This window comes from Allocoleopsis sp. (genome assembly GCF_036703385.1).
Taxonomy (GTDB): domain Bacteria; phylum Cyanobacteriota; class Cyanobacteriia; order Cyanobacteriales; family Coleofasciculaceae; genus Allocoleopsis.
Window position 1 is genome coordinate 1 of sequence record NZ_DATNPA010000380.1, and the last position, 24,763, is coordinate 24,763.

Annotated in this window: 24 protein-coding genes and 1 tRNA gene; 11 read left to right on the plus strand and 14 right to left on the minus strand. The window is 46.8% G+C overall.

Annotated elements, in window-relative coordinates; genetic code table 11:
• Positions 1-1,360: MMPL family transporter (locus V6C93_RS18835; RefSeq protein WP_333478203.1), on the plus strand; the 1,360-nt coding region annotated here is incomplete at its 5' end.
• Positions 1,361-1,407: 47 nt separating this feature from the next.
• On the opposite strand, the gene V6C93_RS18840 is transcribed toward V6C93_RS18835, so the two are convergent.
• The 5 genes from V6C93_RS18840 to V6C93_RS18860 all read right to left on the minus strand — a co-directional run bounded on the left by V6C93_RS18840 (position 1,408) and on the right by V6C93_RS18860 (position 7,138).
• Positions 1,408-1,710: a hypothetical protein gene (locus V6C93_RS18840; RefSeq protein ID WP_333478204.1), complete on the minus strand. Its 303-nt coding sequence runs from the start codon at positions 1,708-1,710 to the stop codon at positions 1,408-1,410.
• Between the two features lie 89 nt (positions 1,711-1,799).
• A complete protein-coding gene (locus tag V6C93_RS18845; RefSeq protein WP_333478205.1) occupies positions 1,800-3,617 on the minus strand; it encodes a protein kinase domain-containing protein in 1,818 nt (605 codons plus the stop codon).
• Between the two features lie 119 nt (positions 3,618-3,736).
• Positions 3,737-4,276, minus strand: a complete 540-nt coding sequence (locus V6C93_RS18850; protein ID WP_333478206.1) for a GIY-YIG nuclease family protein — start codon at positions 4,274-4,276, stop codon at positions 3,737-3,739.
• A 180-nt stretch (positions 4,277-4,456) separates the two neighbouring features.
• On the minus strand, positions 4,457-4,783 hold the full coding sequence (locus V6C93_RS18855; RefSeq protein WP_333478207.1) for a hypothetical protein: 327 nt from the start codon (positions 4,781-4,783) through the stop codon (positions 4,457-4,459).
• Positions 4,784-5,086: 303 nt separating this feature from the next.
• A complete protein-coding gene (locus V6C93_RS18860; RefSeq protein ID WP_333478208.1) occupies positions 5,087-7,138 on the minus strand; it encodes an iron uptake porin in 2,052 nt (683 codons plus the stop codon).
• A gap of 381 nt (positions 7,139-7,519) precedes the next feature.
• Between V6C93_RS18860 and V6C93_RS18865 the strand changes: the two genes are divergently transcribed.
• The 6 genes from V6C93_RS18865 (at position 7,520) to V6C93_RS18890 (ending at position 11,942) form a co-directional block, all read left to right on the plus strand.
• Positions 7,520-7,592: transfer RNA gene (locus tag V6C93_RS18865), tRNA-Phe, on the plus strand.
• A 303-nt stretch (positions 7,593-7,895) separates the two neighbouring features.
• Positions 7,896-8,282, plus strand: coding sequence for a hypothetical protein (locus tag V6C93_RS18870; RefSeq protein ID WP_333478209.1), 387 nt, complete (start codon positions 7,896-7,898; stop codon positions 8,280-8,282).
• Between the two features lie 315 nt (positions 8,283-8,597).
• On the plus strand, positions 8,598-8,951 hold the full coding sequence (locus V6C93_RS18875) for a YtxH domain-containing protein (RefSeq protein ID WP_333478210.1): 354 nt from the start codon (positions 8,598-8,600) through the stop codon (positions 8,949-8,951).
• Positions 8,952-8,961: 10 nt separating this feature from the next.
• Complete coding sequence (locus tag V6C93_RS18880; protein ID WP_333478211.1) at positions 8,962-9,561, plus strand: DUF948 domain-containing protein; 600 nt, start codon at positions 8,962-8,964, stop codon at positions 9,559-9,561.
• A 672-nt stretch (positions 9,562-10,233) separates the two neighbouring features.
• On the plus strand, positions 10,234-11,037 hold the full coding sequence (locus V6C93_RS18885; RefSeq protein ID WP_333478212.1) for a TPM domain-containing protein: 804 nt from the start codon (positions 10,234-10,236) through the stop codon (positions 11,035-11,037).
• 275 nt (positions 11,038-11,312) lie between these two features.
• Positions 11,313-11,942, plus strand: coding sequence for a precorrin-8X methylmutase (locus tag V6C93_RS18890; protein WP_349262763.1), 630 nt, complete (start codon positions 11,313-11,315; stop codon positions 11,940-11,942).
• 153 nt (positions 11,943-12,095) lie between these two features.
• Here the strand turns inward: V6C93_RS18890 and V6C93_RS18895 are convergent, their stop codons facing one another.
• Both V6C93_RS18895 and dapB read right to left on the minus strand, forming a co-directional pair.
• Positions 12,096-12,791 (minus strand): phosphate ABC transporter permease, encoded by a 696-nt coding sequence (locus V6C93_RS18895; protein WP_333478214.1) that lies wholly within the window; start codon positions 12,789-12,791, stop codon positions 12,096-12,098.
• A gap of 9 nt (positions 12,792-12,800) precedes the next feature.
• Positions 12,801-13,628, minus strand: a complete 828-nt coding sequence (gene dapB, locus V6C93_RS18900; RefSeq protein WP_333478215.1) for a 4-hydroxy-tetrahydrodipicolinate reductase — start codon at positions 13,626-13,628, stop codon at positions 12,801-12,803.
• 224 nt (positions 13,629-13,852) lie between these two features.
• Here dapB and V6C93_RS18905 point away from each other — a divergent pair, with 224 nt between their 5' ends.
• Positions 13,853-14,299, plus strand: a complete 447-nt coding sequence (locus V6C93_RS18905; protein ID WP_333478216.1) for an SRPBCC family protein — start codon at positions 13,853-13,855, stop codon at positions 14,297-14,299.
• A 139-nt stretch (positions 14,300-14,438) separates the two neighbouring features.
• Here V6C93_RS18905 and V6C93_RS18910 read toward each other — a convergent pair whose 3' ends face one another.
• The gene (locus tag V6C93_RS18910) at positions 14,439-16,205 is read right to left on the minus strand and encodes a tetratricopeptide repeat protein (protein ID WP_333478217.1); all 1,767 of its coding nucleotides are present in this window, start codon (positions 16,203-16,205) and stop codon (positions 14,439-14,441) included.
• 46 nt (positions 16,206-16,251) lie between these two features.
• Here V6C93_RS18910 and V6C93_RS18915 point away from each other — a divergent pair, with 46 nt between their 5' ends.
• Positions 16,252-16,839 carry a Uma2 family endonuclease gene (locus V6C93_RS18915; protein ID WP_333478218.1) on the plus strand — a complete coding sequence of 196 codons (588 nt, stop codon included), beginning with the start codon at positions 16,252-16,254 and terminating at the stop codon, positions 16,837-16,839.
• Here V6C93_RS18915 and V6C93_RS18920 read toward each other — a convergent pair.
• Complete coding sequence (locus tag V6C93_RS18920; protein ID WP_333478219.1) at positions 16,814-17,116, minus strand: hypothetical protein; 303 nt, start codon at positions 17,114-17,116, stop codon at positions 16,814-16,816. The genes V6C93_RS18915 and V6C93_RS18920 overlap by 26 nt on opposite strands.
• An 844-nt stretch (positions 17,117-17,960) precedes the next feature.
• Entirely contained in the window at positions 17,961-18,650 is a 690-nt protein-coding gene (locus tag V6C93_RS18925; protein ID WP_333478220.1) for a response regulator transcription factor, read from the minus strand.
• A 255-nt stretch (positions 18,651-18,905) separates the two neighbouring features.
• On the opposite strand from V6C93_RS18925, the gene V6C93_RS18930 reads away from it, so the two are divergent.
• On the plus strand, positions 18,906-19,607 hold the full coding sequence (locus tag V6C93_RS18930; RefSeq protein WP_333478221.1) for a pentapeptide repeat-containing protein: 702 nt from the start codon (positions 18,906-18,908) through the stop codon (positions 19,605-19,607).
• Positions 19,608-19,653: 46 nt separating this feature from the next.
• On the opposite strand, the gene V6C93_RS18935 is transcribed toward V6C93_RS18930, so the two are convergent.
• Positions 19,654-21,054 (minus strand): collagen-like protein, encoded by a 1,401-nt coding sequence (locus tag V6C93_RS18935; RefSeq protein WP_333478222.1) that lies wholly within the window; start codon positions 21,052-21,054, stop codon positions 19,654-19,656.
• A gap of 193 nt (positions 21,055-21,247) precedes the next feature.
• On the opposite strand from V6C93_RS18935, the gene V6C93_RS18940 reads away from it, so the two are divergent.
• Complete coding sequence (locus tag V6C93_RS18940; RefSeq protein ID WP_349262764.1) at positions 21,248-21,688, plus strand: lysozyme inhibitor LprI family protein; 441 nt, start codon at positions 21,248-21,250, stop codon at positions 21,686-21,688.
• Between the two features lie 84 nt (positions 21,689-21,772).
• On the opposite strand, the gene V6C93_RS18945 is transcribed toward V6C93_RS18940, so the two are convergent.
• From V6C93_RS18945 to V6C93_RS18955, 3 genes are all read right to left on the minus strand, one after another.
• Positions 21,773-22,507: an NUDIX hydrolase gene (locus V6C93_RS18945; RefSeq protein ID WP_333478224.1), complete on the minus strand. Its 735-nt coding sequence runs from the start codon at positions 22,505-22,507 to the stop codon at positions 21,773-21,775.
• Positions 22,480-23,070 (minus strand): nicotinate-nucleotide adenylyltransferase, encoded by a 591-nt coding sequence (locus V6C93_RS18950; RefSeq protein WP_333478225.1) that lies wholly within the window; start codon positions 23,068-23,070, stop codon positions 22,480-22,482. The genes V6C93_RS18945 and V6C93_RS18950 overlap by 28 nt, the downstream gene beginning before the upstream one ends.
• Positions 23,071-23,217: 147 nt before the next feature.
• Positions 23,218-24,576, minus strand: coding sequence for a nicotinate phosphoribosyltransferase (locus tag V6C93_RS18955; protein ID WP_333478226.1), 1,359 nt, complete (start codon positions 24,574-24,576; stop codon positions 23,218-23,220).
• Positions 24,577-24,763 lie beyond the last annotated feature (187 nt).

Below are 24,763 nucleotides of genomic sequence, written 5' to 3' on the forward strand. Positions count from 1 at the left end.
TATTGGAATGGTTAGCCTGCTGATGTTCCCAATATTAATATTGCGATCGCTTGGGATAGCCGGTTCACTGGTCGTGTTGCTATCCGTTGTGGCAGCCCTCACCTTGCTTCCTGCCCTGTTGGCAATCTTGGGAAAGCAGATTAACCGTTGGCGTATCGTCCGACCTGCCCCTCAAACGGGAGGAATCTGGACATTCTTCGCTCGTAATGTTGTCCGCTACGGTGTAGCCGCCGTGGCGGTTGTCTTGGTCATCCTTGCCGTCTTCGCCTCACCCTTTTTGGAGGCGCGCTTTGGGATTGGTGATGCCAGCATCTTGCCCAGTCACGTTCCAGCACGGGAGGGGGTCGAGGTTTTAAAACGCTCCTTCGGGCCAGGGGAAATTTCACCCATTTTGCTGGCTGTTAGCACTAAGAGTTCTACGGAGCACATTCTCTCTAAGCGACATATTGCCACTCTCTACAATTTAGTCACTAAGCTGAAAGCTGACTCACGTATTGCCAAAGTCAGCAGTATTGTCAACATCGACCCCAAGCTCAACTTAGAGAACTACCAGCAACTCTATCGCAATCCTAAGTCTATTCCCTTGCCTACTTTAGCGGATGCCGTGAAACAGTTGAGTAGTAACTCAACCACGCTGATCGTAGTCAATAGCCGCACCGATAGCAACGACCAGGCAACCCGCAACTTGGCACAGGAACTTTGCGCTTTGTCCCTTGACGGTCTGCAAGTCCAAGTCGGAGGTCTGGCAGCTAGTCAACTCGATACCCTGCAAGTGGTTTACCGCCGCTTTCCCTTAGTCCTGGCTGCCATCATGGCCGTAACATTCGTAGTGCTGTGCCTTCTCTTAAAGTCAGTCGTCCTGCCCCTCAAGGCGATTATGATCAATCTGCTGTCTCTTGGGGCATCCTTTGGCGCTTTAGTCTTCATCTTTCAAGAAGGCAACTTCCATACTTGGCTCAACTTCACCCCTCTTGGCTATTTGGATATCCTACTGCCCGTTATCCTTTTCTGTGTGTTATTCGGCTTGAGCATGGATTACGAGGTTTTTCTGCTCTCTCGTATTAAAGAAGCCTACGATCGCTCCGGCAATAATAGTGCAAGTGTCGTTGAAGGATTGGAGCGCACTGGACGGATTATCACCAGTGCTGCGCTGCTAATGATTATAGTGGCGGGTGCTTTTGCCCTGACTAGTATTATCTTCGTCAAGGCCTTAGGCTTAGGAATTGCCATAGCTGTCTTGATCGACGCGACCCTAATCCGAGCCATTCTTGTCCCTGCCACTATGCATCTGATGGGCAAATGGAATTGGTGGGCTCCCAAGTTTTTGGGTCTCGACCGGATTAAGTTGGATTTGGATTAGTTAACCTAGCCAATTTCCCGCTGCCAAAAGAAAACTAGACCATGCATTCAGCTCTCATCAATTTCTCCGCAGACTTGAACATTGTACAAGGAGGCAAAACTGGCTACAGCTTCTGCTGCAACTTCTGGCGGCCAAGAGTCTACCTGCTTATCCACCATCTTTTTGTCTAGGCGATTAATAGCCTCGGCTACTTGCTGAGACGTCATTGCTTCGGCCAAGCTTTCAGCTTCAATGCACAGAGGCTCTACTTTAAGGTTCTCTTTGCTAGTTGTGTCACTGCGGTTATACTCAACCGTTATTTTGTAGCGAGGCATTTGAAAGTTACTCCACTCCTGTATGGTTGTGCTCATTTAGCCAACCAGCTCCCTTCCTTCTTTGACTTCTGGATGGCTTCCACGATGGCGAGAAAGTTATCTGCTGAAACGAAAAATTGGGTAAATTAATGCAAGTCTGCCTCCCAAACAGCGATGTAAATGCGACCGGGTTCATTACGTTCAATTACACCTTTGAGGCTATTGTTTCGACCGCTCACGAACCTATAGCGATTGGATTTCCCCTGATGTACGGCCTCAATCCCTTGCTTGATGTCCTCAGAGGCGTTGCCATTGAGTATCTGATTTAAGGTCTTTGATATTGTCTTAACATCAACAGAATCCACAAAAGATGCCTCTGTTTCGCGCAGACGCCCGGAACTAGGGTCATACAGATATCCCAGATCGACTTGACCGGGTATATAGTCCTCATAAAGTAACGCACGGGTATTCCACAAACCCTTTGATGTTTTTGTTGGTTTGCCTAACTCTTGTTTGATATAACTGGCTTGAGTACCTGGGGCAAAGCTAGGAATTTTTTGGGGCGAACTAGGATTTAGCTCGTTATCTTTTGCTTCAGGTGGAGGAACTTGAATCGGTTGCGATGGGGACGATCGCGACGGTGCTTGTGAGGATGGTTGAGGCGATCGCACTGAAGGAGATTCAGGGAGAACTGGTGGAGGCGTGATATCTGAAGGCTGCGATCGCGGAAGGGAACGTGTTGGTGTGGGGGATGAGGATTGCACTGTAGTAGGCTGTTCTACAGTCGGCTCAGAATTTGAAGGCTGCGATCGCGAGATCGTTGGCGTCGAGTCAGGAAGTTGTTGGTTAGTGGGTTGTTCTGAGGTAGGCCTCGAAGAAGATGAGACAGTACTTGAGGGTTCAGGCGATCGCCTTAAGCCCAACGCCAGTCCTACAGCGGCAATGAGCAAACTCCCCGCCACCAAAGCGCCAATCATCAGTTGCTTGCGTCCATGTCCTGGGATGGCGGGACTTGAGCCGACGGGAACCGTTTGTCCGGGGAAAGGGTTGGCAATGGGGGGAGTTGCACGATTTGGGGTTGGTGGTAAACCGCCTGGAGCAACCGCTACAGTTGCCATCTCGGAAACAGCGTCAGCCGATTGTCCCGATTGTAAGGCATTGAGCATTTCTCTAGCTGTAGCAAAGCGCTCGCTCGCATTGAACCGAATCGCGCGATCGATTACCATTGCCAGGTTAGGGTTGATATTCGGAGCAGTCTGTCGCCACAAAAGCTCACCCGTGCGATCGTCCGTTGCCAATTCTTGAGGCAGTTTACCCGTCAGTAAAAAAACCGCCACTAGCCCCAAACTATACAAATCGCTGGTATACGTCGGGCGTCCCCCTGCTTGCTCCGCAGGCATAAACCCAGGTGTCCCAATTACCATCGAGTGAGCCTGGTTACCCGGTACGTTCACCTGTGTATTCATCGCTTCTTTAACAGCACCAAAATCAATCAGCACAGGCAATCCATCCCGTTGTCGGATAATCACATTATCCGGCTTGATATCTCGGTGAATCATGCGGCGGCTGTGGACATAATCCAGCACCGGCAACAAACTGACGAGTATCTGCTTAACCTCATTTTCAGAAAGCGTTCCTCCCTTTTCCACCTTATTTGTCAGGGTGTCGCCTTCGATATACTCTTGTACCAGGTAAAACTGCCCAGCTTCCGAAAAGTAAGCAAACAAACGAGGAATCTGGTTGTTTCCATCTCCCAGGTCTTCTAAAACTGCTGCTTCCCGCCCAAACCGCTCTTGTACTAGCTTGTAAGCCTGAGGGTCGTGGGTCACGGGCTTAAGCTGCTTAATGACACAGCGCCGTCCCGAAGGCATATAGGTATCTTCGGCAAGAAACGTGTTACCGAACCCACCAGCACCCAGCGTCCGGAGTATGCGATAGCGATTATTCAGCAGCGTTGGCGTCATGAGCAGTACAGGAAGGTCTAGATATAAAAAATTTTAAAATGGATGTCTCTCAACACCTAGATCTCTCCTGAATTGTACTCCCATGCAGCGTTTCGGAATCCCCCAAAGGAGATAAGCTTTTATTTCAGGTCAAGTAAACCATTTTCTTTAAGCTTTGGATTAAAGCGAATTTCGGTTTGCACACCCCGAGATTTTAGGGCTTCTAAAATTTGGGATTCAACTCTCCGTGCCACTTGTTTTAAAAGCTTAACTTGGGTCAAACCATCACCTTTCTCATAGCTTTCTTTCTCTTGAGCCGTCATTGTCAATTTGCCATCAATTGGCTGAGTCCATGCCGCTTCATCTGTTCCATTCCCAATCGGCACCTCTCCATTTTCCTGAATCCAAGCTTCCCGAATTTTTTCTAATTGGGTACGATTAGGACGGTCTATAGTTTGTACTTTTAGCCAATAGCAGGATTTAGGCTTGCGGATTAAATGTTGTTTTAGACTGAGGTATATGTCACGAGAGTAATTGATGAATTGCAGGGTTTTATCTGACGCAAAAATTGCATATACACCAATCTTTCCTTGAAACTCTTCAGGTAGATTACCAGCCTCATCCAGATAAGGGATATAGTCTAGTTCAGCCAGTTTAGTAATTTTATTCTCAGAGGTCATAAGCTAATCGATATTAATTTTTTACAGCCAGCTCGTTTATAGTCAGGCTTCAGTACTGATTTTCGACAAATCGAATGAACAGGCGCTTAATCTTATTCAAGACTCTGAATTAAAAATTAATTTTTCTTGCTTGAATTAGAAGGCGATCGCCGCGACTGTCACGGCTTAAAACTGAGACATTTAGGCGACTTTTCGATAGATGGCGCACAGACGGCTGGGAGTAAAAATTTTAGCTTGAAACATGAAATTTGGCGGAATGTTAATGATGAGATAGTCATTTGATTCATGGTATGGCTCAAATTCCGCTGGCATTCCTTTGGGAGTAGCTGTGGAGTAAGGAACGGGCTGAAAGAGTAATTCTGTAAATTCAACCTTTTGACATTGCCCTTGTCCGGCAATTTGCTTTAAAAAGCTTTCATTCGTCAGTAAACTAAATAAGCTTTGTTTGGCTTCTGACGTAAGCACAAAACTGCTCTCGTAGTTGTTAACAATTTTTAAGCGAGCCATCTTTTAGGATGATTCTTAAATAAGGTGCCACTTGGTGATTATAATCCACGAGGTACCTCTAGAAACGAAAGAGGGCATGGGAAATAGGTCACGTCTCATAGATGAACCCCGTAAACCATCTTCCCATTCCCTATTTCCAGAGACTATGCTTTGTCCTCGAAGGACAAAAACCTTCTACGGACTAGTGCAGCGCAGCAGCAATAAATGACCAGCTTGCCAATCTGCCCTAAGCCAATAAACACTAACTATTTAGCCTGCGGGTCACTGCTCACTGCTCACTGCTACTAGTATCCAATCCGTATTTTAGAAACTAAATGTAGTTCGGATAGCACCAATCACAATATCGTCGTTGTTCGAGTTGTGGTCAGGAGCTGTGAGCCAGATAACTCCTGGTGTAATGGAAATGTTATCCGTTAGCTTGTACTCATAGAATGCTTCGATGTGCAGTGAAGTGTCTGAGTCTTTGCTAATTGCATCTCTGAGAGAACGGCTTGCCCCCGTCACTTTAGGCTCCATCCCAACAAGAATGGCGGCAACGCTGCCCTCCTTACCCAAATCTGGGAAAGCAAGGTGTACGGCAAAGTTCCAGATACTCATATCTCCCCGTTCGAGAACAGTTCCATTGTCTCCTACCAAAGAGGCTAGGGTACGAGTGGCAGTATAGCCAGCCCAGCCACCCACGATAAATTTAGGACTGAACTGCCAGGAGGCTTGTATACCGTAGGAATTGCTGGAAACTGGCAAATCCAACCCTGCAAAGGGTGCCAACCCTTCTGGCAGATTGGGGTTGTCTGCCAAGGCGGAACGGAGATTAGCCCGATTGCTGCCGGCTGTGAGGTCAGTGTTGTAAGAATGAATGTAAGTCAAGCCTAGCGTCAGCTGATTGATCGGCTTAAAGGTAATTTGTGCCAATGCTCCATAAGTGCCATCAAACAAACCACTCCCTTCATCTGGTGTGGCGGCGTCACCGGCTAAATAGCCTAAGCTGAGTTCGAGAGCATCGCTGAACTCGTGCCTGATTCCGATGCCAGCCCCTCCCACTAAACCATAAATCGGGTTGCGAGTTCCAAAGTTAGACAGAGCACCCGTATCCCCGTCACCATCGATAAAAGGGTTAACTGTATTGGTAAAGTCATCCGGTGCACCAGCGTTGGCTTCAATAACAACGGTTGTCTTCTTACCAATGGGAAACTGATAGAGCAGTGCATCGATGCCAACATCATTATTACTGCCAGTACTGAACAGTCCGTCACCGAATCGCAAATCCCCCTCAGGTGTGAAGGTAGAACTACCTGAGTAGGAATCCAAGTTGACGGCTTGCAGTCGAGTTCTGAGTAAATCTTTGCCCGTAAAGCTAGTATCAAAGTTGAGACGAACGCGATCGCCAAAAGCCGTCACGTTGGGTATTTTGTCTCCTAGGGCGTTTTCCCCCGCTGCGATACCCGTCAGTCCAAAGATGACTTGAGCATTGAGCTTAGTCGTGGTAGAAAACTGAGTCAGTTCTAGTTCTGTTGTGCGTGCTTCTAAACCATCTACCCTACCGCGCAGGCTAGACAGTTCTGTGCCAAATTCTTCAATGAGTCGCCGTAATGTTGTCAAATCCTCTTTAGTCGCCAGGTTGCCTGCGCCGGAAGCAAGTAGGCGCTCAACTTGCTGTAAACAAGAATTTAAACCTGCCGCAAATTCATAACGGCTCATTGAGCGGTTGCCACGATAGGTGCCATCGGGGTAACCTGCAATACAGCCATAGCGTTCAACGAGCGATCGCAACGCTTCAAACGCCCAGTCACCCGGAGACACATCCCGTAACTGGGTGACATTCGTGACTTGATCCAGGGGATCGCTCTCGCTTGAGTTGCTGTATTCGTTGATTTGTTTTATTACATCGGCATCAGGACGCTCCTCGACTTTAGGAGAAACATTTCCTATCTGAGAAAGATTATTAACTGACTCAAGGGAATTTGCCTGATTTTCCTTGCTGTAGCGGTCGAGTTCGTTGAGTACACTAGCATCCCTATTCCCTTCAGGTAAATGTGCCAGTGGTACCAATGCTTCAGTCTCTACAGAAGCTACGTTTTCCGACTTGCTCTGCTCCTGGCTTGCTGCAATCATCGGCTCAGTTGTTGCGATCGCAACATTAGGCGCGTCATCGACTTTGTAAGAGTCAGCCTGGATCGCAGGTTCATCACTCAAAGACTGAGTTGTAACTGTTTCCTGAGAGACGTCAGAGACGCCAAGAGCGACCTTTTCTCCAAAAGTGCCATCCTGCGCTGAAGCACCAGATGCCGCAAAAATAGCTCCCCCTAAAATCGCTGGACTGACCAACCAAAATAGCCGCAACACTTTAGATGCCATGTTTATATCCTCACACCCATGCAATATTCTCAAGAGTTCTGGATTATTTGACTCATGATAATGAGAAAGATAATCAATTGTTTTTGATTGTTGGGTTTAAAGGCTACCCTTGTCAAGAAATTAAAAATCCTAGAGCGTCGGTTCATCAATGGCAGGGGTAAACCTCCGATGATTGCCTCGTAGAAGTTTGGGTGCAGAATACTCAGAGCCTTACTCAGGATTCGACGCCCTAAGGAGGATCGTCGTCTATGTAGAGCGCAACTAGTGGTAGTATCAGATCGCTGAAGAACTAAAGGTCTACCGATAAATTTTCAATTGAGGAACTAATAGTTGCCAAGAGCTGTTAAGTTTGCTACCTTAGTTAAGCGCCGAAAACAACAAGCCGGGATAGCTCAGTTGGTAGAGCAGAGGACTGAAAATCCTCGTGTCGGCGGTTCAAATCCGCCTCCTGGCATCCACAATTTTTCTGTAAGCCCCAAATGATGGGGTTTTTAATTTTTTTGCCCTCCCACCCTGATTTGACTACCGATTGACTACCAGAGTACGGGAACCTCGGAGTGAGTCAAGTTGGCGTAGTGTTCCAAGATGATTTTGGGAGAGTTACCCACCCACGCGGCAACCTGAGAAATGGGTACGGATTAACCCAGAATTAAGCAGACGGTTTACACTGAAAATGAATAACTTGCCAGAAAGCTGAAAATCCTTGTGTCAGCGGTTCAAATCCGCCTCCTGGCATTCCCCAGAGAATTCCTCAAGCATGGTAGTCCTTGTCGTAGTTATCAATGTTCTAATTTCACTACTATGCCTATATGTGGCTTGGTATGTATGGAATTTGCGCCGAGCATTAGCGATCGCCACAGCGGTAGTGACCATCTTTGAGCGTGATACCCATAACGCCTTGCAGGGTGCCCCTCAAGCTATTTCTCAAGGACAGTTAGGTGTACGCGGGTCTAGAGAAAGTTATCAGCAGCTAGAGATACAGCTGCAACGAGTTCAACAAGTTTTGGCTTTCTTGGGTTTGGTACAAACCCTTTTGCCAATAGTGACACGCTCTTCCACGAGATTTCGCCAACGCAGCCGTGCTGAAGTGTTGAAGTCGAAACCCTCTAGACGGTCACGGCGTCAACAGCGTTCTAAAAGATAATGCTTAGAGCCATCTACCATCAAAGTTTTCAGCAGATAACTGTCACCATACGGTGTAGCAATTGGGTGTGTAGTAAGTCAAATCCTGTTAATGTATAGTTTCATGTTGGAGCTATGACTCTTTGACTAATAGCTGCGCTCCACTGACACACTCAGGGAACATTGGCAGAGCCTTTTGCATCCTGAGAAGTTAAATGAGCAATGCTTAACAGATATCATCGGCAACAAGTTCAGGTCTAGCAGAGGACTCAGGTGCTAGTTACTCGTTTCCCTGAGCAAATCTGCATAAAATTGGTGTAGGGAGAGAGACCAGAAAATGTCAAAGAAAAGTACTGGAGCATTTATTAGTGGTTTGCTGTTAGGCAGCGCTATCGGAACTGTGACGGGTTTACTGATTGCGCCCCGCACGGGTCGAGATACCCGTCAGCTGTTGAAAAAATCCGCAGATGCCTTACCTGAGTTAGCGGAAGATCTATCGACCAGTGTGCAGCTGCAAGCTGATCGCCTTTCCGAATCGGCATTGCGGAACTGGGATGGTACACTAACTCGACTGCGAGAAGCGATCGCAGCGGGCATTGAAGCTTCTCAACGAGAGACTCTAGAGCTGAGACAGCCTAAAGTTGACGTTACAGCTGAACCACGCCCATCAGTTCCTGACCACCAATTGTAGGCAACGGCCGGTGATTGACCCTTTATTCTGGTTAGGACTATCCATTTTACTGGTTGCTGTTAGCTTAACCGCTGTTTTAATAGCGGCAATTCCTGCCTTGCAAGAGTTAGGACGGGCAGCTCGCAGTGTGGCGAAATTAGCGGACACTCTCGGGCGAGAATTGCCACCAACGCTGGAGGCAATTCGCCTGACGGGTTTAGAAATCAGCGACTTGACCGATGATGTCAGCGAGGGCGTCAAAAGCGCGGGTCAAGTGGCTAAGCAAGTGGATCAAAGCCTCAGCAGCGTTAAAAACCAGGCGAAGAACGTGCAAGCCAATACTCGTGGTGTTTTTGCGGGAGTCAAAGCCGCCTGGAAAACCTGGCAGCGTCCTAACGCAGGGCGCAGATCGGTTGATCGTCTCCCTCCGTCTCAAAGAACAGCGATAGAACTTCGTGAGCGTGGTAGTACTGGCTCAATGGCTGAACCACCATTCAGCAGTAATACTTATCAAGAACATGAGGCTGGCTACGAGGACAGCGACTTTATCCGGTATGAAGAGTCCTCTCAGAACTTACAAGGTGATTCTCGTTTACCCAGGCAATACGAAGACCAAGAACAACCTGATTAGATCAGCGATATTTAGTGGCTTTTCCCAACAAAGTGAGAGAATGTTTACTTCTATACAGAGCATTCTCAGATTTCTGATACTTCTATTGGTACGTTAATCTCCATACCCCTAATCATCAAGCAATTCAGGACTTATGCAGCTATACCATCTATAGCGGTTATGGTGCGTTACGCTAGCGTCACACACTCTACACATAGACCTTGTGCGTCCGTCCTAAGTTGTCATCCTTCTTTTGTTACTTCCGGGACAGAACGACGATTTTTGTAGGGGCTCTCGCATTCTTGCGACAAACTTTGTATTAAGCCTAGAAGCTTTATCCAAGAATGCTAGGCTAACGCCTCGCTTCGCTAGCGCCCAAGCTTTATGCCCCAAAATAACAAAAGAGGGACTCGGTGATATTTTTTCATTCACTGCTCACTGGTCACGGTTCACTGCGTAAGCGTGTAGGGCACGCTCCTGGTTGTGCCCTATGGTGAGTGGGGACAAATCCTGATCGTGACGTGTGTGGAGACTCGTGGGTTAGGATGGCTGAACTCAGTCAGTCAAGGCTTTGCGATCGCCCCTAATATTAGATTAAAGTAAACAAGTGTAAAGAAATTATTAGTTTGACCGAATCCGTCGTTTAAAGCCTCCCTTTAGTGTCCACACTTGTTGAGTTTGATAAAATCTACGATGCAGAACTTTTTTCCAAAACGACTACTGGTATCTCTGGCAGCGTTTTTTCTTGCTGTTTCGGTTTGGGCGATCGCACCAGTGGCGCAGGCTTTCGATAACCCTGAATTACTGCCTAACACTCAAACACCCATCATCGATCTAGCGAATTTCCTTCCGACAGTTCAGGAAGAGGAACTCATCAAAGATTTGGAAAACTTTGAGGCTGAGACCGGCTGGAAACTGAGAGTTTTGACTCAATACGACCGCACACCAGGTCGAGCAGTTAAAGATTTTTGGGGACTCAACGACAAAAGTGTTTTACTCATTGCTGACTCACGAGGCGGTAATATTCTCGGTTTCAACGTTGGGGATGACCTGTATCCATTTCTGCCTCGTACCTTCTGGGTTGAGTTGCAAACCCGCTTCGGTAACCTCTACTATGTCCGAGAGAATGGCGAAAACCGAGCGATTGTTGACTCCTTAGAGACGATTAAAACCTGCCTACGCCAAGGGGGTTGCCAGGTAGTACCCGGTCTTCCACGAGAACAGTGGATTTTGACGCTCATTACTTCAGTCTTGGGTGGGGTGATCTGTGGATTTGCCGCCATGCCCCGTAAAGAGGGACAAATTTTTGCTTGGCAATGGGCTTTAATCTTCTCTCCCCTGTGGGGCATTCTGTTTATCGCCTTCGGAATTGGGCCAGTGGTGACGCGCACCTCGGAGTGGCTGCCACTATTTCGCAACGTAATTGGCTTTGTCCTGGGTTTCCTCGTGGCTTACTTATCACCCATCATTGCTCAATCCTCTGCTTCGGAGACGTAAACATTAGGTAAATCATCCCAGTACGGCGTCTTGCCTGCACAACAACGGTCAGAGCAAGACGCAAGTTTTCTGGGCCTCAAATAAAAACAACAGAAAATGGCTCATGTGATTTGCGGCGGCTGTGTCCTGTAGTACAGTGAAAGCATCTCATCTTCTCATCAAACCAGGGAGTTAGGCATTGAGAGTTTCAGCCAGCGCTTGTACATACACTAGAGAATAAGCGCCAAATCTACGGGACTTAAAGTTGATAAATCACATTTGGATTAAGAGACATGATGGAATGGCATGTGACAGATGCCCAAAGTCTGGCAATTATTGACCGCGAAATCGGCGATCATATCTTTACGGCGGCAGAATACGAGATTGTGCGCCGAGTGATTTATGCCACGGCTGACTTTGAATATCTGTCTCTCATTCGGTTTTCTGAGCGAGCCTTACAGGCTGGAGCTGCTGCCTTAGCGGCTCGTACCACGCTAGTGGTCGATGTTCCAATGGTACAGGTGGGGATTACCCCTCACATTCAAAATACCTTTGCCAATCCTGTGTATTGCAGCATGGAAGCGTTGACACGTCCACAAAAGGAGAAGACACAAGCGGCTTGGGGAATTCAGACCTTAGCCAGACGCTACCCAGAAGGGATTTTTGTGGTAGGTCAGGCTCAGACCGCACTGACGGCGCTGATTGAGTTAATCGAGGGGGAGGAAATAAAACCCGCTTTGGTGATTGGGACCCCTTCTGGGTTTGTTGATGTGGATGTGGCGAAAGACCGCCTGAAAGACTCTTTGATTCCTCATATTCGGATTGAGGGGCGTAAGGGAAGTTCTGTGGTTGCTGCTGCGATCGTTAATGGATTGGTAGATTTGGCTTGGCAAGCCTATGGTCAGGACAGTGGCGATCTGAGCTGACAAAGAATTTGAAATCTGGTTAAAAAACAGCTTTTCCCTCAACAGCCTTCTGTGGACAGTTAACTAATTGTCTATACCTGTCACACCTGCCAGCAAGGTGTAAGAGGAACATCCTTGCTAGCAAAGGCCAAGTAGTGTGAGAAGCCTAATCCTTTAACGCCTGCGCCGCTTCGTTCTCATCTGATTGACGGGCTCTTCCTCGTCTTCAAATTGGCTCAACTTCTGGCTGACTTGGGCAAAAACATCTCGTTGTAGGTAAGGATATTCACTCACAAAACGGTTCAAACTAGGGATATAAATATCCGTGGTCTTAACAATATTCCTCAAGTCAGGTTGATAGGACAATACCAACATTTCTGCATCTTGACCGGCAGCAATTCCCTTGTGGATACGACGCAGAGGAACTTGTAGCCGTGTCCCGAACCCGACTTCGTCCTCCACTTCCACATTGAGGCGTCGTTCCCGGTTTTCAACGATAACTAACTCACCGTTATTATTCACCGTTTCTTCTTTACCAATCAAATCCTCGGTGACATATACATCCAGCACTTCACCGCGCCAGAAGCCACTGTATGGGTAGCGGCGTAGCTCCATATTACGCAACGTTGCCCAGTAAATTGGCCCCCATAGCCAATACAGTCCAGCAACGATACAGAGTAACAAGATTAAGCCATCAAAGCTACTGCCAAAAAACGCTCTTAAAAGTGAAACTCCAACGACCCCAATCACAGAAATTAAGAGTCGTTTCAAGAAATCTGGAAACTTCCCCCAAAAGTAAGCGTACTGGGGGCCGGTAGCAAGGATAGGAATGATTTGTTCAAACTTCTGGCGGGTGATGGGAACTAGCATAGTTAGCGTTTAGAGGATTTTTTCTAATCCGTAGACGAGGGATTTAAGTTGTGTGACTTTGCGAATAGCGAGAAGCACTCCTGGCATGTAGCATGAACGGTCGGAGGTGTCGTGACGTAGGGTGTAGATTTGACCTGGTGCACCAAAGATTACTTCTTGGTGAGCAATTAATCCGGGAAGGCGGATACTGTGAATCCGAATCCCTTCATCTGCTACGCTGCCCCTGGCTCCTGTTAATTTTTCAGTTTCTTTAACAATAGCTGGATTAAAGGTTTTTCCTAATTCAGCTAATAGTTGGGCGGTTTGAATCGCAGTGCCGCTGGGAGCATCGGCTTTTTGGTTGTGATGCAGTTCGATAATCTCGACATGGTCGAAGTATTTGGAGGCTTGAACAGCAGCTTGTTGAAGTAAGACCATGCCGATGGAGAAGTTGGGAATAATTAAGCAGCCTGTGCTGGCTTTTTCCGCAAAATCAGCAAGGTCTTTAATTTGTTCTGGAGACAAGCCGGTAGTGCCAACGACGGGACGAACTCCGTATGCGATCGCAGATCGAACATTGTCATAAACACTATCTGGGTGAGTAAAATCAACCATGACCCCCTGTACTTTTTCTTGGGTAGCCAGCACTAGATTCGCTTGCAGGTCGTTCAACACTGGAATTTCCAGAGGGCCACATCCGATGATTTCACCAATATCTTGACCGATGTATTCGGGATTGCGCTCAACCGCGCCAATTAAGGTCATATCCTCAGCTTGGGAAACGGCCTTAATGACCTCGCGGCCCATTTTGCCACAAGCTCCGTTAACAAGAACTGGGATAGGAGATTGATTCGACATATTTTTAGGATATCCTTGGGAACAATCAAGCGAATTTTAGACCAAGTTGGCAACAGGCGAAGCGAATTGCTCTAAAACCCGTAGGTATTGGCAAGCGGGAATATCGCCACTGGAGATGAAGGGTATGATGACCTGTCATTAGCAGGATGGTTGACTGTGAAATCGAGGGGCAATTGCAGTACAGTTACTAATAGGTGTAGAAATGTTTGTGGGAAACAGATCTTTTGGAACGTATTGAGGTAGCCGAAACTGTCCCCCTTCCGGTGGCAGCCGTCTGGGAAGCTCACGAGAATGTACAGCTCCTAGAACGCATCGCTCCACCTCCCGTCTCAGTTCGGCTCAAGGAATCTAATATTGTTTGCGGTTTAGGCACTTACTTGACACTGAGGTTTGAACTTTTTGGTTTAGGCATGGACTGGCGAGTTCAAATCACCCACTGGGACCCACCCGTCTGCTTTAAAGACGAACAGGTAACTGGCCCTTTCCATGTCTGGGAACATACTCATCATTTCATGGCAATTACGGCTGAATCAACCCGCATTGTGGATGCTGTCAAATTTGAGCTGAATCCGTTACTCGATAGTACCGTGATTCGCTGGGGTTTAGAGGGCATGATTAAAATGCGGATGCAAAATCTGAGACAGGTACTCAGTAGTCAGATTACCCAGTAGACCTCTTGCAAAAGCCGATTTTCGCCCCCCCTACCCCCCCCCATTTTGGGGGAGAATACATTCAAAGTCCCCCAGGATTGGGGGATTTAGGGGGCTTTTCAGGATTTATGCAAGAGGTCTAGTAATTAGAAGCAAAAAGTCATTTTTTAAGAGCCAGGTAGAGAGTTTCCAAGTTTTTGCGGGTAGCCAGTGTGAGGGGATGTTCCGCCCCTAACTTTTGCTCACAAATTTTCAAGGCTTGTATAGATAAGGGTTCTGCTTCTGGGTAGCGCTCCTGAGCATAATAAATCCAAGCCAAATTATGTAACTTGGTGACCAGATTGGGATGGTCTGAGCCAAGGTAGTTTTGCGTGAGCGAGAGGCATTGCTCCCACCAAGGGGTGGCTAAGTCATAGAATCCTTGACTTTGATAAAACCAGCCTAAGCCTTCCCAGCATTGGATTAAATCTTCATCGCTGAAAAATTCTCTCAGTGCTGTAGCGGCTTCTGCAACATGGGGGATGGCGGGAGTCACAGCCTCTATTAAATCGCGGCTGGGTGAGTCAGGAATTTGCTTGGCTACAGCAATCATTACTTGACAAAATGTTTCTTTTAAGTTTCTGGATTGCTCTAAGCTTTCCAGTTTTTCTTGCAAAAACTCACGAATCAATGGATGCAGTTGATACGTTTCTTCTCCCGTATATTGCAATAGATGTAGCTGTATTAATTGGCTTCTAAATGCTTTGAGGTTTTCTAGTAGCGCTGTTATCAGCTTTTCGATATTGGCTTGTGAATTATCGGGTGAAATATCCAGTAATTTCCCTAGTAAAGCACCTGGTAAGTATAGCTGACCGTATACACTTTCTACTTGTGTCCAAGGAATAGGATCTAGGGCGAAAATACTCAGCAAACAGCCTAATTCTTGCACCTCTTGAGCTAAACGTTTCCAACTTAATTCAAAGGCTGCCGCTATACTCAATTGAGCTGTTAGATTCTTGTCGGTGTTAGCTTCAGGCTGGATGATAGACTCGTGAGTAAGGTGCTGATGCTGCAAGTGTAATCGCTTCTTAGAGACACGTTCAAGGCGCGATCGCATCTTTTCTAAGGATAAATTCCGCTCTTGTTCTAGATATCGCCCGACTAACTCTATCCGTAAGGGTAAATAACCAAGCAATTCACATAGCTGTTGGGCTACGGTTAACCTCTCCCCCTGCCCCTCTCCTATAAGGAGAGGGGGGGTTAGGTTCGCCTTAACCTTTTGTTTGCTTTGTTTCCGTTTAGAGTCAATTCCGAAGGGTTTGCCCCTGGTATCTTTCACCCGGTATTTGCCAATACGCGATGCTAATAATTCCAAGGCGGCGGGTGGTGATAGGACGTCTAAAGATAGCATCTGTACTGGCTGTTCCAGTTGCAGCCTGGTAGTCATTAGTACCTTAAAACCAGATGAGGGTGGTGGCAGGTAGGGCTGTATCTGGGAATAGTCGGTGACATTATCAATAATGATGAGAACCTCCCCATTTTGCCCTTGGGAAGGAGAGACAAGCAGAGATGTCCAGTGCTGCCAGCAATACCGAACTTGAGTAGTGGGAGTTAGTTTATCGGGGATAGTGAAATGGGGGAAATGCGATCGCGAAAATTCTACAATCTGCCATCCTAAATCAGAACGGGCGAATAACCAGCAGATGCCGCCCGTGTAATGGTTTAAATTAGCCTTGGCGTAGTGAATGGCTAATTCGGTTTTACCGATGCCACTGATACCCGCGATAACAACTTGGTCATGTTCCTGTAATAGTTGGTGTAGGGTTTCGAGTTCGTTGTCGCGCCCGACAAATTGGCTGACTCCAGTTTGAGGAATAGTATCGTAGGGGTAGGGTAATGCGGGGCTACTAATGGCTGATGGCGATATGTTCTGGCTATTCTGGCTCATGCGCCCAATCCTTTCGTCTTTATCTAGGCTATCAATTTATTCATTTATGCAAGTACAGACACAGAAACCCTACTATTCTCCAGAAGAATATTTAGAACTTGAGGAGGCAGCTGACTATAAAAGTGAATACCGAGATGGAGATATCGTTCCCATGACAGGAGGGACAACGAATCACAATAAAATTGCTGGTAATTTTTATGCCTACTTGAAGTTCGCTTTAAAAGGGCAAACATACGATATCTATGTTGGTGATGTGCGGTTATGGATACCTCGTTATCGTCAGTACACTTATCCTGATGTAATGGTCATCAAGGGAGAACCTGTCTATACAGGAACAAATACAACGACTGTGATGAATCCATTGCTGATTGCTGAGGTGTTATCGAAGTCTACTAAAAATTACGACCAAGGCGATAAGTTTTTGTATTATCGGTCAATTCCTGAGTTGAAAGAATATATTTTAATCGACCAATCTCAATATCATGTGATGCAGTATGTGAAAACGGCTGAGGGGCAATGGTTGTTTACTGAGTTTGAAGCAGAAGATTCGGTATTATCTCTGCAATCGGTAGATTTTAAAATTGCTTTTAGCGACCTTTATGAAAGGGTTAATTTTGCAGAAGGTGAGGATTGATGCTGAGAAGCATAAGCGCGATCGCTAACCCCACTGCTTGAGTTAATTCGCGATCGTTGAGAATCTCTTCATTCTCACCTAACCCCTTTGCCAAATCGCCCAAATCATTCGCAAAGATGCCACCCGCCACACTCCCTGCCATAGCAAGTGTACCTGAAAGCAGCGCCGCACCTGTGATGGGGTTACTTGCGGCAAGCGCACTCGAAACCAACGTCCCACCCACCATCAGCGCCCCCATCGAGAGTAGGCGCGTCTTCGTCTGTCCCAAATTTGGCATAGAGAGAACTTAGCTATCTTGACTGCTTTCTAAGATAATCTCCAATCCAGAATGCCTCATATAAAGATGCGATCGCATGAGAGTGCTGTCCCTTTGGAGCGATCGACTTATTAATATTTTTCAAATTGCTTTTGCAGCTCTATAGCAGTTCTCCGCTACACAATTGTAAATCAGAAGAATCAAAGCCTCTCTCAGCTAAAAAAAATTATCCGCTTCCCTCTCCTTTTAACAGAGGGTTAGGGAGAGGTGGAGAGAGGTTTTCCAGAGAGGTCAAACTGTGTACCGCATCTAATCGAAAAGGGCTATATGGTGATGATTTTTCCTAAGCAAAGAGCCATAGCCCCAACCCTCAAAAAAATTCATCCCGCAGTTAGTAGCTGTGGGATGAATTAATGATTTACTTTAATTTTCTTATTGCAAGACGCCACTTTGCATCATCATCACAACAAAGATACCAACGCTCGCTGCCACTAAGACAGCACCTAGAGCAACTGATTCACCTAAATGCTTACTATTTTGTGAAACTTTCATTATTTTTATCTTTTGTCTAAGGTAATAAATGAACAATATCAGGATTTCCCTCAATTCCCTTAGAAAAGTACATACTTGTTTACTAAAAACAAATATACTTAATATTTTTGAAGTGTAGAGCTGGTTGAAATTGTCAAGTAAAGTATCGAAATCTTTCCCATGATGACTAGCTTTTAGGACTGATGCTGACAAAACAACCCGTAGGTACGTCGCGGCGTCTCCTACCACTAAATCTCGATTACATAAGAAAACAAACTTTTAATCAGTTGGCTTCCAACTGATTTGAAATGTATCGTTCATAAAAAGTAAAAGTTCACTTCGTTAAACCATGTTCTAAGGCATAACGTACTAACTCAGTACGGCTATTGGTTCCCGTTTTACTAAATAAGCGGCTGACATATTTCTCAACGTTACGCACACTGGTGTCTAGGCGTCGAGCGATTTCTTTATTCATCAATCCTTCCGCCACCAAATCTAAAACACTCTGCTCTCGTGGAGTAAAGTCAATGCGAATGGGGGGAGGTGTCTGAGAAATGCCAGTTTTATGGTCTAATAAAGCCCGAATTGCTGCAATCTCCTGCGCGATTTGCTCCAGCTCTGTGCTGCTAGACGCTTCTTTGGAAGTGGGGGTACGACGTTCCAGTAAGTTTTCAACGATCGCAACCAGTTCGTCCGGGTCAAACGGCTTTGCTAGGTAGGCATCAACACCCGCCTGATAACCCTGAATTCGGTCTGTGGTCATCCCTCTTGCTGTGAGGAACACGACTGGCAGCGACTTGAAGCGAGCGTCATCTCGGAGCTTCTTGAGGAACTGATACCCATCAACTTTGGGCATCATGATGTCAGAAATAATTAAGTCAGGCGTTTTCCGTTGCAACAATTGCCATGCATCATCAGCATTACTGGCAACCTGTACATCAAAACCACCTACTTCTTGCAGGTATTCTTTGACCGATACCCTTACACCTGGTTCATCGTCTACCAGTAACAATTGTGCTGACATCTATCTTCCTTTGCCGCTACTTCTATCAATTTAACGGAAATTGGTAGATTGATGACTTTGAAAGGCTAATTAGAGCTTGCGTCTTGGGCATAACGAGGAGCCTCTATCTACCTCAAAAGACAGAGCAAGCCAAACCTTAATTCCCTCCTAGAGATACCTCGCTTGGTTCTGACAGTTCTAAGGTTTAAGCAACAAGATAGAGGGTAGTCCTGTGCCTGCTCGCAGTAGAGCTGATGCTATAGAGAGGTAATGCAGATGAATGCAGATGAATTTTTGACGCGCTATGCCGCAGGAGAGCGCGATTTTCATGGAGTACACTTAAGCGGAGTGGATTTAAGTGGGAAAACCCTACAGGGAATCAAGTTGCGTTCAGCCAACTTAAGTGGGGTCAACCTAACTGATACAGACCTAAGTCGAACCGACTTGAGCCAGTCCAACCTGAATCAGGCTAACTTGCGAGGCGCTTACTTGAATGGAGCTTACTTATGTGAAGCCAACCTGATTGAAGCCGACCTAACCCTAGCTACTCTAGACGGAGCAATTCTAGAGGCGGCAGACCTCGATAGAGCAACACTGAGTCGAGCCAGTCTAAGTCATGCAGATTTGAATGGAGCTAATTTAACCAATGCAGATTTAAGCGGAGCTAATTTGAGTGGGGCGATTCTAGATGGAGCCGTTCTGGATGGCACCGTCTTGGATGGAGCTGATCTAAGTCAAGCCGACTTGGTCGTGGCCAATCTGACCCAAGCCAATTTGAGCGATGCCAACCTGACTGAGGCTAACCTGCGCGGGGCAAACCTGGATGAGGCTAATTTAAGTGGAGCAGATCTGGTTGTGGCAGATTTAACCCAAGCGAACTTAACCGAAGCGAACCTTAATGAGGCTAATCTGAGCGGAGCTAATTTGGAGCAGGCAACTCTCGATGGGACAATCCTGGATGAGCCCAACAACCACTAGAGCGACAGCCGATTAAGCGTGGTGTTTCCTCCACGTCCTACATGCCTTAGCCTCGGATTTCTCCCCGCCATTCAATTTTTTGCTCCGCAGAATTTCCTGCAAACGAGCGAGTTGCCACTAACTCAATTTCAACGGGTAATCCCGATTTGAGATACTGCGGAGCGATCGGCAATTTGCCTATATTTACAACAAAGCGGTTATTGCTACGAGTGATCAATTCAGCCGGAATATCCCCTTCATACCGGGTGCGATAGTCAAAACGCTCACGAAAGCGATCGCCCGATTCGGAAACTTTATACTTAATCCGAAACTGCGTGGAAATCAAATTAGACTTCCCGGCTTCATCGATGAGTGCAAAGCTGAGGTCAGTCCCACTGCCTGAAAAATCTGCCCGCTTGAGCTGAGTAGCTTCTTTTCTCAGGATGACATTAGTGGCAACAAACTGAGTCGTTCCACCTTGCTGGGAGGTTGTACCATCGACCCAAACATCTTTAGGAAAAGAAACCTTGACCTGTTTGTCATCTTCCAGACTCACCCTTACCTCTTCCCCAGCAAAATCAGTAATTGGTCGCGGTGAATTCCATACCACTTGAAATGAACGTTCAGCACGTTCTATAAATTCCAGATATTGATCCGCCATTACCGAACCAGGCGCTAAAAGGGATGCTGCACCATTGCGAGTTTGGAATATATTTTTAGACAGTGCAAAAACTCGGTCTTTGAGTTGAGGCATTCCCACCGTTGCTGTTGGGTTGTCGGATGGCAGCGCCTCACTACGCTTAATCAACGTGACGCGACCCAGCGCTCCATCACTTCCATCCCTACCATCGCTGCCATCGCTGCCATCATTGCCATCTTGGCAAGAGAACTTACGAGTTTTGCAACTATAGTCAGGACTGCCTGGAGTCCCCTTACAGGTTTGGATTTCCCAGTTGCGATCGCGACAATTGCAACCCCTACCCTCCTCAGCCCTTCGACCTCCTCGCGCTCCTCTACCCCCTGTAGCACGCACCAAGATTTGTTTTAAGTCTGCGGGATTATTGTAATAAACCGTCAACGAACCACCATTACCCCCATCCCCACCATTACCCCCATTGCCACCCTTCCCCCCATCAGCGGCACGCAGGTTACGGTCAACATTTCGCGACTGCCTACCACAATCGGCATCGTCACCCTCTCTGCCATCATCCCCATCCGAGCCATCTTCCCCGGACAAATCCAAATTCACCGGAGAACCGTTGGCAAAAATGGTTTGACTTTGACCATCTCGTCCCCGTCGTCCAGATTGTCCATCAGAGCCATTTCGACCATCCCGTCCAAAATCACTCGCTTGGGCATTCCAAGCCAAAAATGTACACCGAATAGCTTTCGGGGTGACAGGCAGAAAGTAAGGAAAAGTTAAGAAGACCAGAAATAGTGACAGCTTGCTCAACAAACGAAGTTGCATTTGACGTAACCCTGTCTACTCTCTGAGGGAAGATATTGCTAAAATTAAGAAATTACCTAATTTTAGAGTATTTGGCTCCATTTTGAAGTGCATTCTCTCCTCAAGGGTATGTGAGTCATTAGCACTCAGTCATGTAGTAGGGTAGGTAATGCCATTAAATAATTGCTCAATGACTAAGGATTCAATGAGAGCCATGTACAAAAAATTGATTAATGTATTTATTTTGGTGGCGATCGCATTTTGCTTAAGTTTGGCTAGTTCCACTCTAGCTGTATCACAAGGGGCGAATTCCCTTGCCACCGTCACAAATAACTTCGCGATCGCGCAAAGAGTTGACTGTTCTAACGCACAAACTACAGTCGAAATGAAGTATTGTTCTCAACAGTCTTATCAATCCGCAGACAAACAACTGAATCAGGCTTATCAAAAAGTCATTTCATCGATAAAAGGTGAGCAGAAGGGGTTATTGACGACTGCACAACAGGCATGGATTCGATTTCGCGATAACAATTGTAATTTTGAAGTCTATCCCAACCGTGGTGGGACAGGGTATGAAATCTTCCGCAACGGATGCCTGGAGCGACTGACTAAACAACGCACCAAAGATTTACAAGATTATTTGTCTAATCGATAATCACTTTGCGCGATGAAGACGGGATAGGGGAAGTGCAGTTTAATCGATCAGATCGCATTTTGTTACGAATTTACCACCCTACTTTCAAATAAACACCAAAGGTTTATCCTTCAACGGTGCAAAGGCTTCGGCATCAAAACGATACAAACTTGCCGGACGCCCAGCCCCTCGTGATGCCTTAAAACCCGTATCGGACAAGAAACCCAGTTTCAAAAGACGAGCGCGAAAATTGGAATAATCCGAAAAATTTTCTCCTAAAACCGTCGTATAAAGCTGATAAAGGTCGCTTAACGTAAACACTTCCGGTAATACATCAAAAGCGACAGGGCTGTACTCCAGCTTATTGCGTAAACGCCGATAACCATACTCGAGAATTTCATTATGATCAAAGGCCAGCTTTGGCAGCTGCTTAATGGGATACCAAGCAATACCACTGACGCCATCGGCAATTAATTCTGCCTCTTCAAACCGCACTAGAGCAAAATAACTGACGGATAGGTATCGAACACCAAAGCTAGAAGGTGATTCTCGCGGGTCACGACTTGGCCCTCCAAACGTGTAGAGTTGCTCCAAGTACAAATTATTCACCCGAATTTTCTCAGCCAGAATGCGATGAGCCGCATCTTCTAAAGATTCTCCGTTGCGTACTAATGTCCCTGGCAAACTCCACTGACCTAAAAATGGCTCATCTTGGCGCATGACCAATAGCACAAGTAGCCGATTTTGCTGCGTATCGACAGAAAAAATTACATTATCAACTCCAACTTTAAAGTCAGCTAGTGCTTTTTTGTTTACCTTCTGGGTGCCGCGTCCTGGCATGTGTACAATTGTTCTCGATGAATGTAATCCTCAACGGGAGGTGTCACAGCTTGTGTATCTCCATTCTCACGATACGCTGTGGAGGAAACGGCTGGTGCTTTCAGGTCTGCGATCGCCACTTTGGCTCCAAGTTTCCTCAACTCCTCTAAACCCACCTCGTCTATTTCATAACCTGGACGCGGTACTACGAGCAATTTCACTTGTTTTAACAATTGATCAATTTGATACCAACGCGGCATCTGGCTAATTAAGTCAGCACCAATCACGAGGGTAAAGCCGATTTGAACTCCCCAGTGTTCTCTGGCTTTTTCCAGCGTCTCCAACGTTCTGGGACTGCTTAAGGCTTGGTGTAGTGTCACGTTGCGTCGAGGCGGTTCAATTCCCTCTATCAGTAACCGTAACATCTGCGATCGATGTTCTAACGGTGTCTGATGAGATTTAAAGGGATTATCCGATGCCCACACCGCGACATAGTCATAGTGCTGGGATAGCCAGTTGATAATCACTTGATGGGCGGCAGTTGGTGGATCGGCGCTGGTACCGAATAAAGCAATGTTAACCATAAAAAGGGTTGAAGGTTTTTAAGAGTTGAAGGTTGAATGTTGGAAGGTTGACTGTTGAAAATTCTTAAGAGTTGAAGGTTGAATGTTGGAAGTTGGAAAAGATAACCTTTTTAACTTGTTAGCCTGTAACTTTCTAACCTGCAACTTTCAACCCTGTCTTTGCTGAGTAGCTTGAGTCAGCTGATGCAGGGTATCAGAGATTTGTACGGGCAACGAAGTTGGGTCATGGAGTTGGCGTGTTGAGGTGGAAAGCGTGGCAACAGACGCAGCTGTGCGCTGTTGGATTTCATTTAAAGGTTCCGGTGGCTGTATCCGTTGACCTTGTTTCATCACCACTTGTAAGAGGGGCTGCTCACTTTCTAGTGGTACTTCGGAGGCTAGTGCCAATCTATCTTTGATGAGTTTACCCTCGACAATTTGGCGATAAATTTGCTTGCGTCCTGGATAGGTGGCTTTGTTAATTGTTTGCTTCATGGTGGCAATGCCATCAATTTCGACCAGCTTATAGACTCCATTCACGGGCTTTCCGGTAACCAGTCGCGTTCCCAGTCCATAGCCGTCGATGCAAGCCCCTTCCTGTTTGAGTCTGGCAATTTCATACTCATCCAAATCACCACTGGCGAAGATCGTCGCATTGGGCAGGAGCGATCGCACTTTTTGAGACAAGGTTACTAAATCTCCAGAATCCAAGCGCACACCACAAACATCTATTTCGCCAGCTTTTTCCCGTTGTACCAAACGTTCTGCCGCTGCGATCGTATCGTAGGTATCGATCAACAAGGCTGCATTAGGAAAGTAGCGATAGAACGCACTAAAAGCATCCTGCTCACTACCTTCTATGGCTGCGATCGCCATCACCAACGCATGAGCCATCGTTCCACTTGGCTTTCGCCCTAACTTCAGTGCTGCCAGCACATTGGATGTCGAATCCAACCCCGCCGCTATCGCCGCCCGCGCCGCCCATATCGCGCCCTGAGGACTAAACGCTCGCCTCGTCCCAAACTCCAGTAACCTCGCCTCTGGCCCCGCCACATCTCGCATCCGTGCTGCCCGTGTAGCCACTAAAGTCTGATAGTTAATCGTATTCAACAGATATGTTTCCACAATCTGCGCCTGCCACAGGGGTGCATCCACCCGCAACAACGGCTCCGAAGCAAAAATCGCGGTTCCCTCCGGCACTGCCCAGACATCACCGGTAAAGCGTCCCTCAGCAAGCAGTGACCAGAATTGTTCAGGAGCTTCCGCAAAAATTCCTGTGGTCTGTAAAGCCTCCAGCTGGCTTTCACTGAAATGAAACTTTTCCAGGTATTCCAGTGCCTGTGCTAGCCCCATTGCAATCAGATAGCCAAAGCCCTTGGGTAACTGTCGCACAAATAGCTCAAAGGAGGCGGGTCGTGCGAACAGACCTTCACCCGTATAGCAAGCCGCCATTGTCAGCTGGTAAAGATCAGTCAGGAGGCTGTAATCCTGTGCACCTAATATCAGTTCCTGGTCTTCAAGGTTCATAGTTGCAGGAAGATTGTCAGGGTTTAGGCTGATTCCTCAGGGGCAAGTGTTTTTTGCCCAGTGGGAGCGTATTTATTGCTTTAATTATAGTAGATTTTACCAAAAATAATGACACTCAATCTTATATAGACCTGTTTAATTACCTGAGCGAAGAGGATACTGTAGAACATAAACACGCTTTCAACAC

Coding starts and splice junctions, on each gene's coding strand:
- V6C93_RS18945 (WP_333478224.1), bottom strand. CDS start 22,507: ATGCCAGGACGCGGCACCCAGAAGGTAAACAAAAAAGCACTAGCTGAC.
- V6C93_RS18895 (WP_333478214.1), bottom strand. CDS start 12,791: ATGCTAGTTCCCATCACCCGCCAGAAGTTTGAACAAATCATTCCTATC.
- V6C93_RS18885 (WP_333478212.1), top strand. CDS start 10,234: ATGCAGAACTTTTTTCCAAAACGACTACTGGTATCTCTGGCAGCGTTT.
- dapB (WP_333478215.1), bottom strand. CDS start 13,628: ATGTCGAATCAATCTCCTATCCCAGTTCTTGTTAACGGAGCTTGTGGC.
- V6C93_RS18855 (WP_333478207.1), bottom strand. CDS start 4,783: ATGGCTCGCTTAAAAATTGTTAACAACTACGAGAGCAGTTTTGTGCTT.
- V6C93_RS18935 (WP_333478222.1), bottom strand. CDS start 21,054: ATGCAACTTCGTTTGTTGAGCAAGCTGTCACTATTTCTGGTCTTCTTA.
- V6C93_RS18870 (WP_333478209.1), top strand. CDS start 7,896: ATGGTAGTCCTTGTCGTAGTTATCAATGTTCTAATTTCACTACTATGC.
- V6C93_RS18925 (WP_333478220.1), bottom strand. CDS start 18,650: ATGTCAGCACAATTGTTACTGGTAGACGATGAACCAGGTGTAAGGGTA.
- V6C93_RS18915 (WP_333478218.1), top strand. CDS start 16,252: ATGCAAGTACAGACACAGAAACCCTACTATTCTCCAGAAGAATATTTA.
- V6C93_RS18875 (WP_333478210.1), top strand. CDS start 8,598: ATGTCAAAGAAAAGTACTGGAGCATTTATTAGTGGTTTGCTGTTAGGC.
- V6C93_RS18910 (WP_333478217.1), bottom strand. CDS start 16,205: ATGAGCCAGAATAGCCAGAACATATCGCCATCAGCCATTAGTAGCCCC.
- V6C93_RS18955 (WP_333478226.1), bottom strand. CDS start 24,576: ATGAACCTTGAAGACCAGGAACTGATATTAGGTGCACAGGATTACAGC.
- V6C93_RS18940 (WP_349262764.1), top strand. CDS start 21,248: ATGTACAAAAAATTGATTAATGTATTTATTTTGGTGGCGATCGCATTT.
- V6C93_RS18860 (WP_333478208.1), bottom strand. CDS start 7,138: ATGGCATCTAAAGTGTTGCGGCTATTTTGGTTGGTCAGTCCAGCGATT.
- V6C93_RS18840 (WP_333478204.1), bottom strand. CDS start 1,710: ATGAGCACAACCATACAGGAGTGGAGTAACTTTCAAATGCCTCGCTAC.
- V6C93_RS18930 (WP_333478221.1), top strand. CDS start 18,906: ATGAATGCAGATGAATTTTTGACGCGCTATGCCGCAGGAGAGCGCGAT.
- V6C93_RS18920 (WP_333478219.1), bottom strand. CDS start 17,116: ATGCCAAATTTGGGACAGACGAAGACGCGCCTACTCTCGATGGGGGCG.
- V6C93_RS18950 (WP_333478225.1), bottom strand. CDS start 23,070: ATGGTTAACATTGCTTTATTCGGTACCAGCGCCGATCCACCAACTGCC.
- V6C93_RS18890 (WP_349262763.1), top strand. CDS start 11,313: ATGGAATGGCATGTGACAGATGCCCAAAGTCTGGCAATTATTGACCGC.
- V6C93_RS18850 (WP_333478206.1), bottom strand. CDS start 4,276: ATGACCTCTGAGAATAAAATTACTAAACTGGCTGAACTAGACTATATC.
- V6C93_RS18845 (WP_333478205.1), bottom strand. CDS start 3,617: ATGACGCCAACGCTGCTGAATAATCGCTATCGCATACTCCGGACGCTG.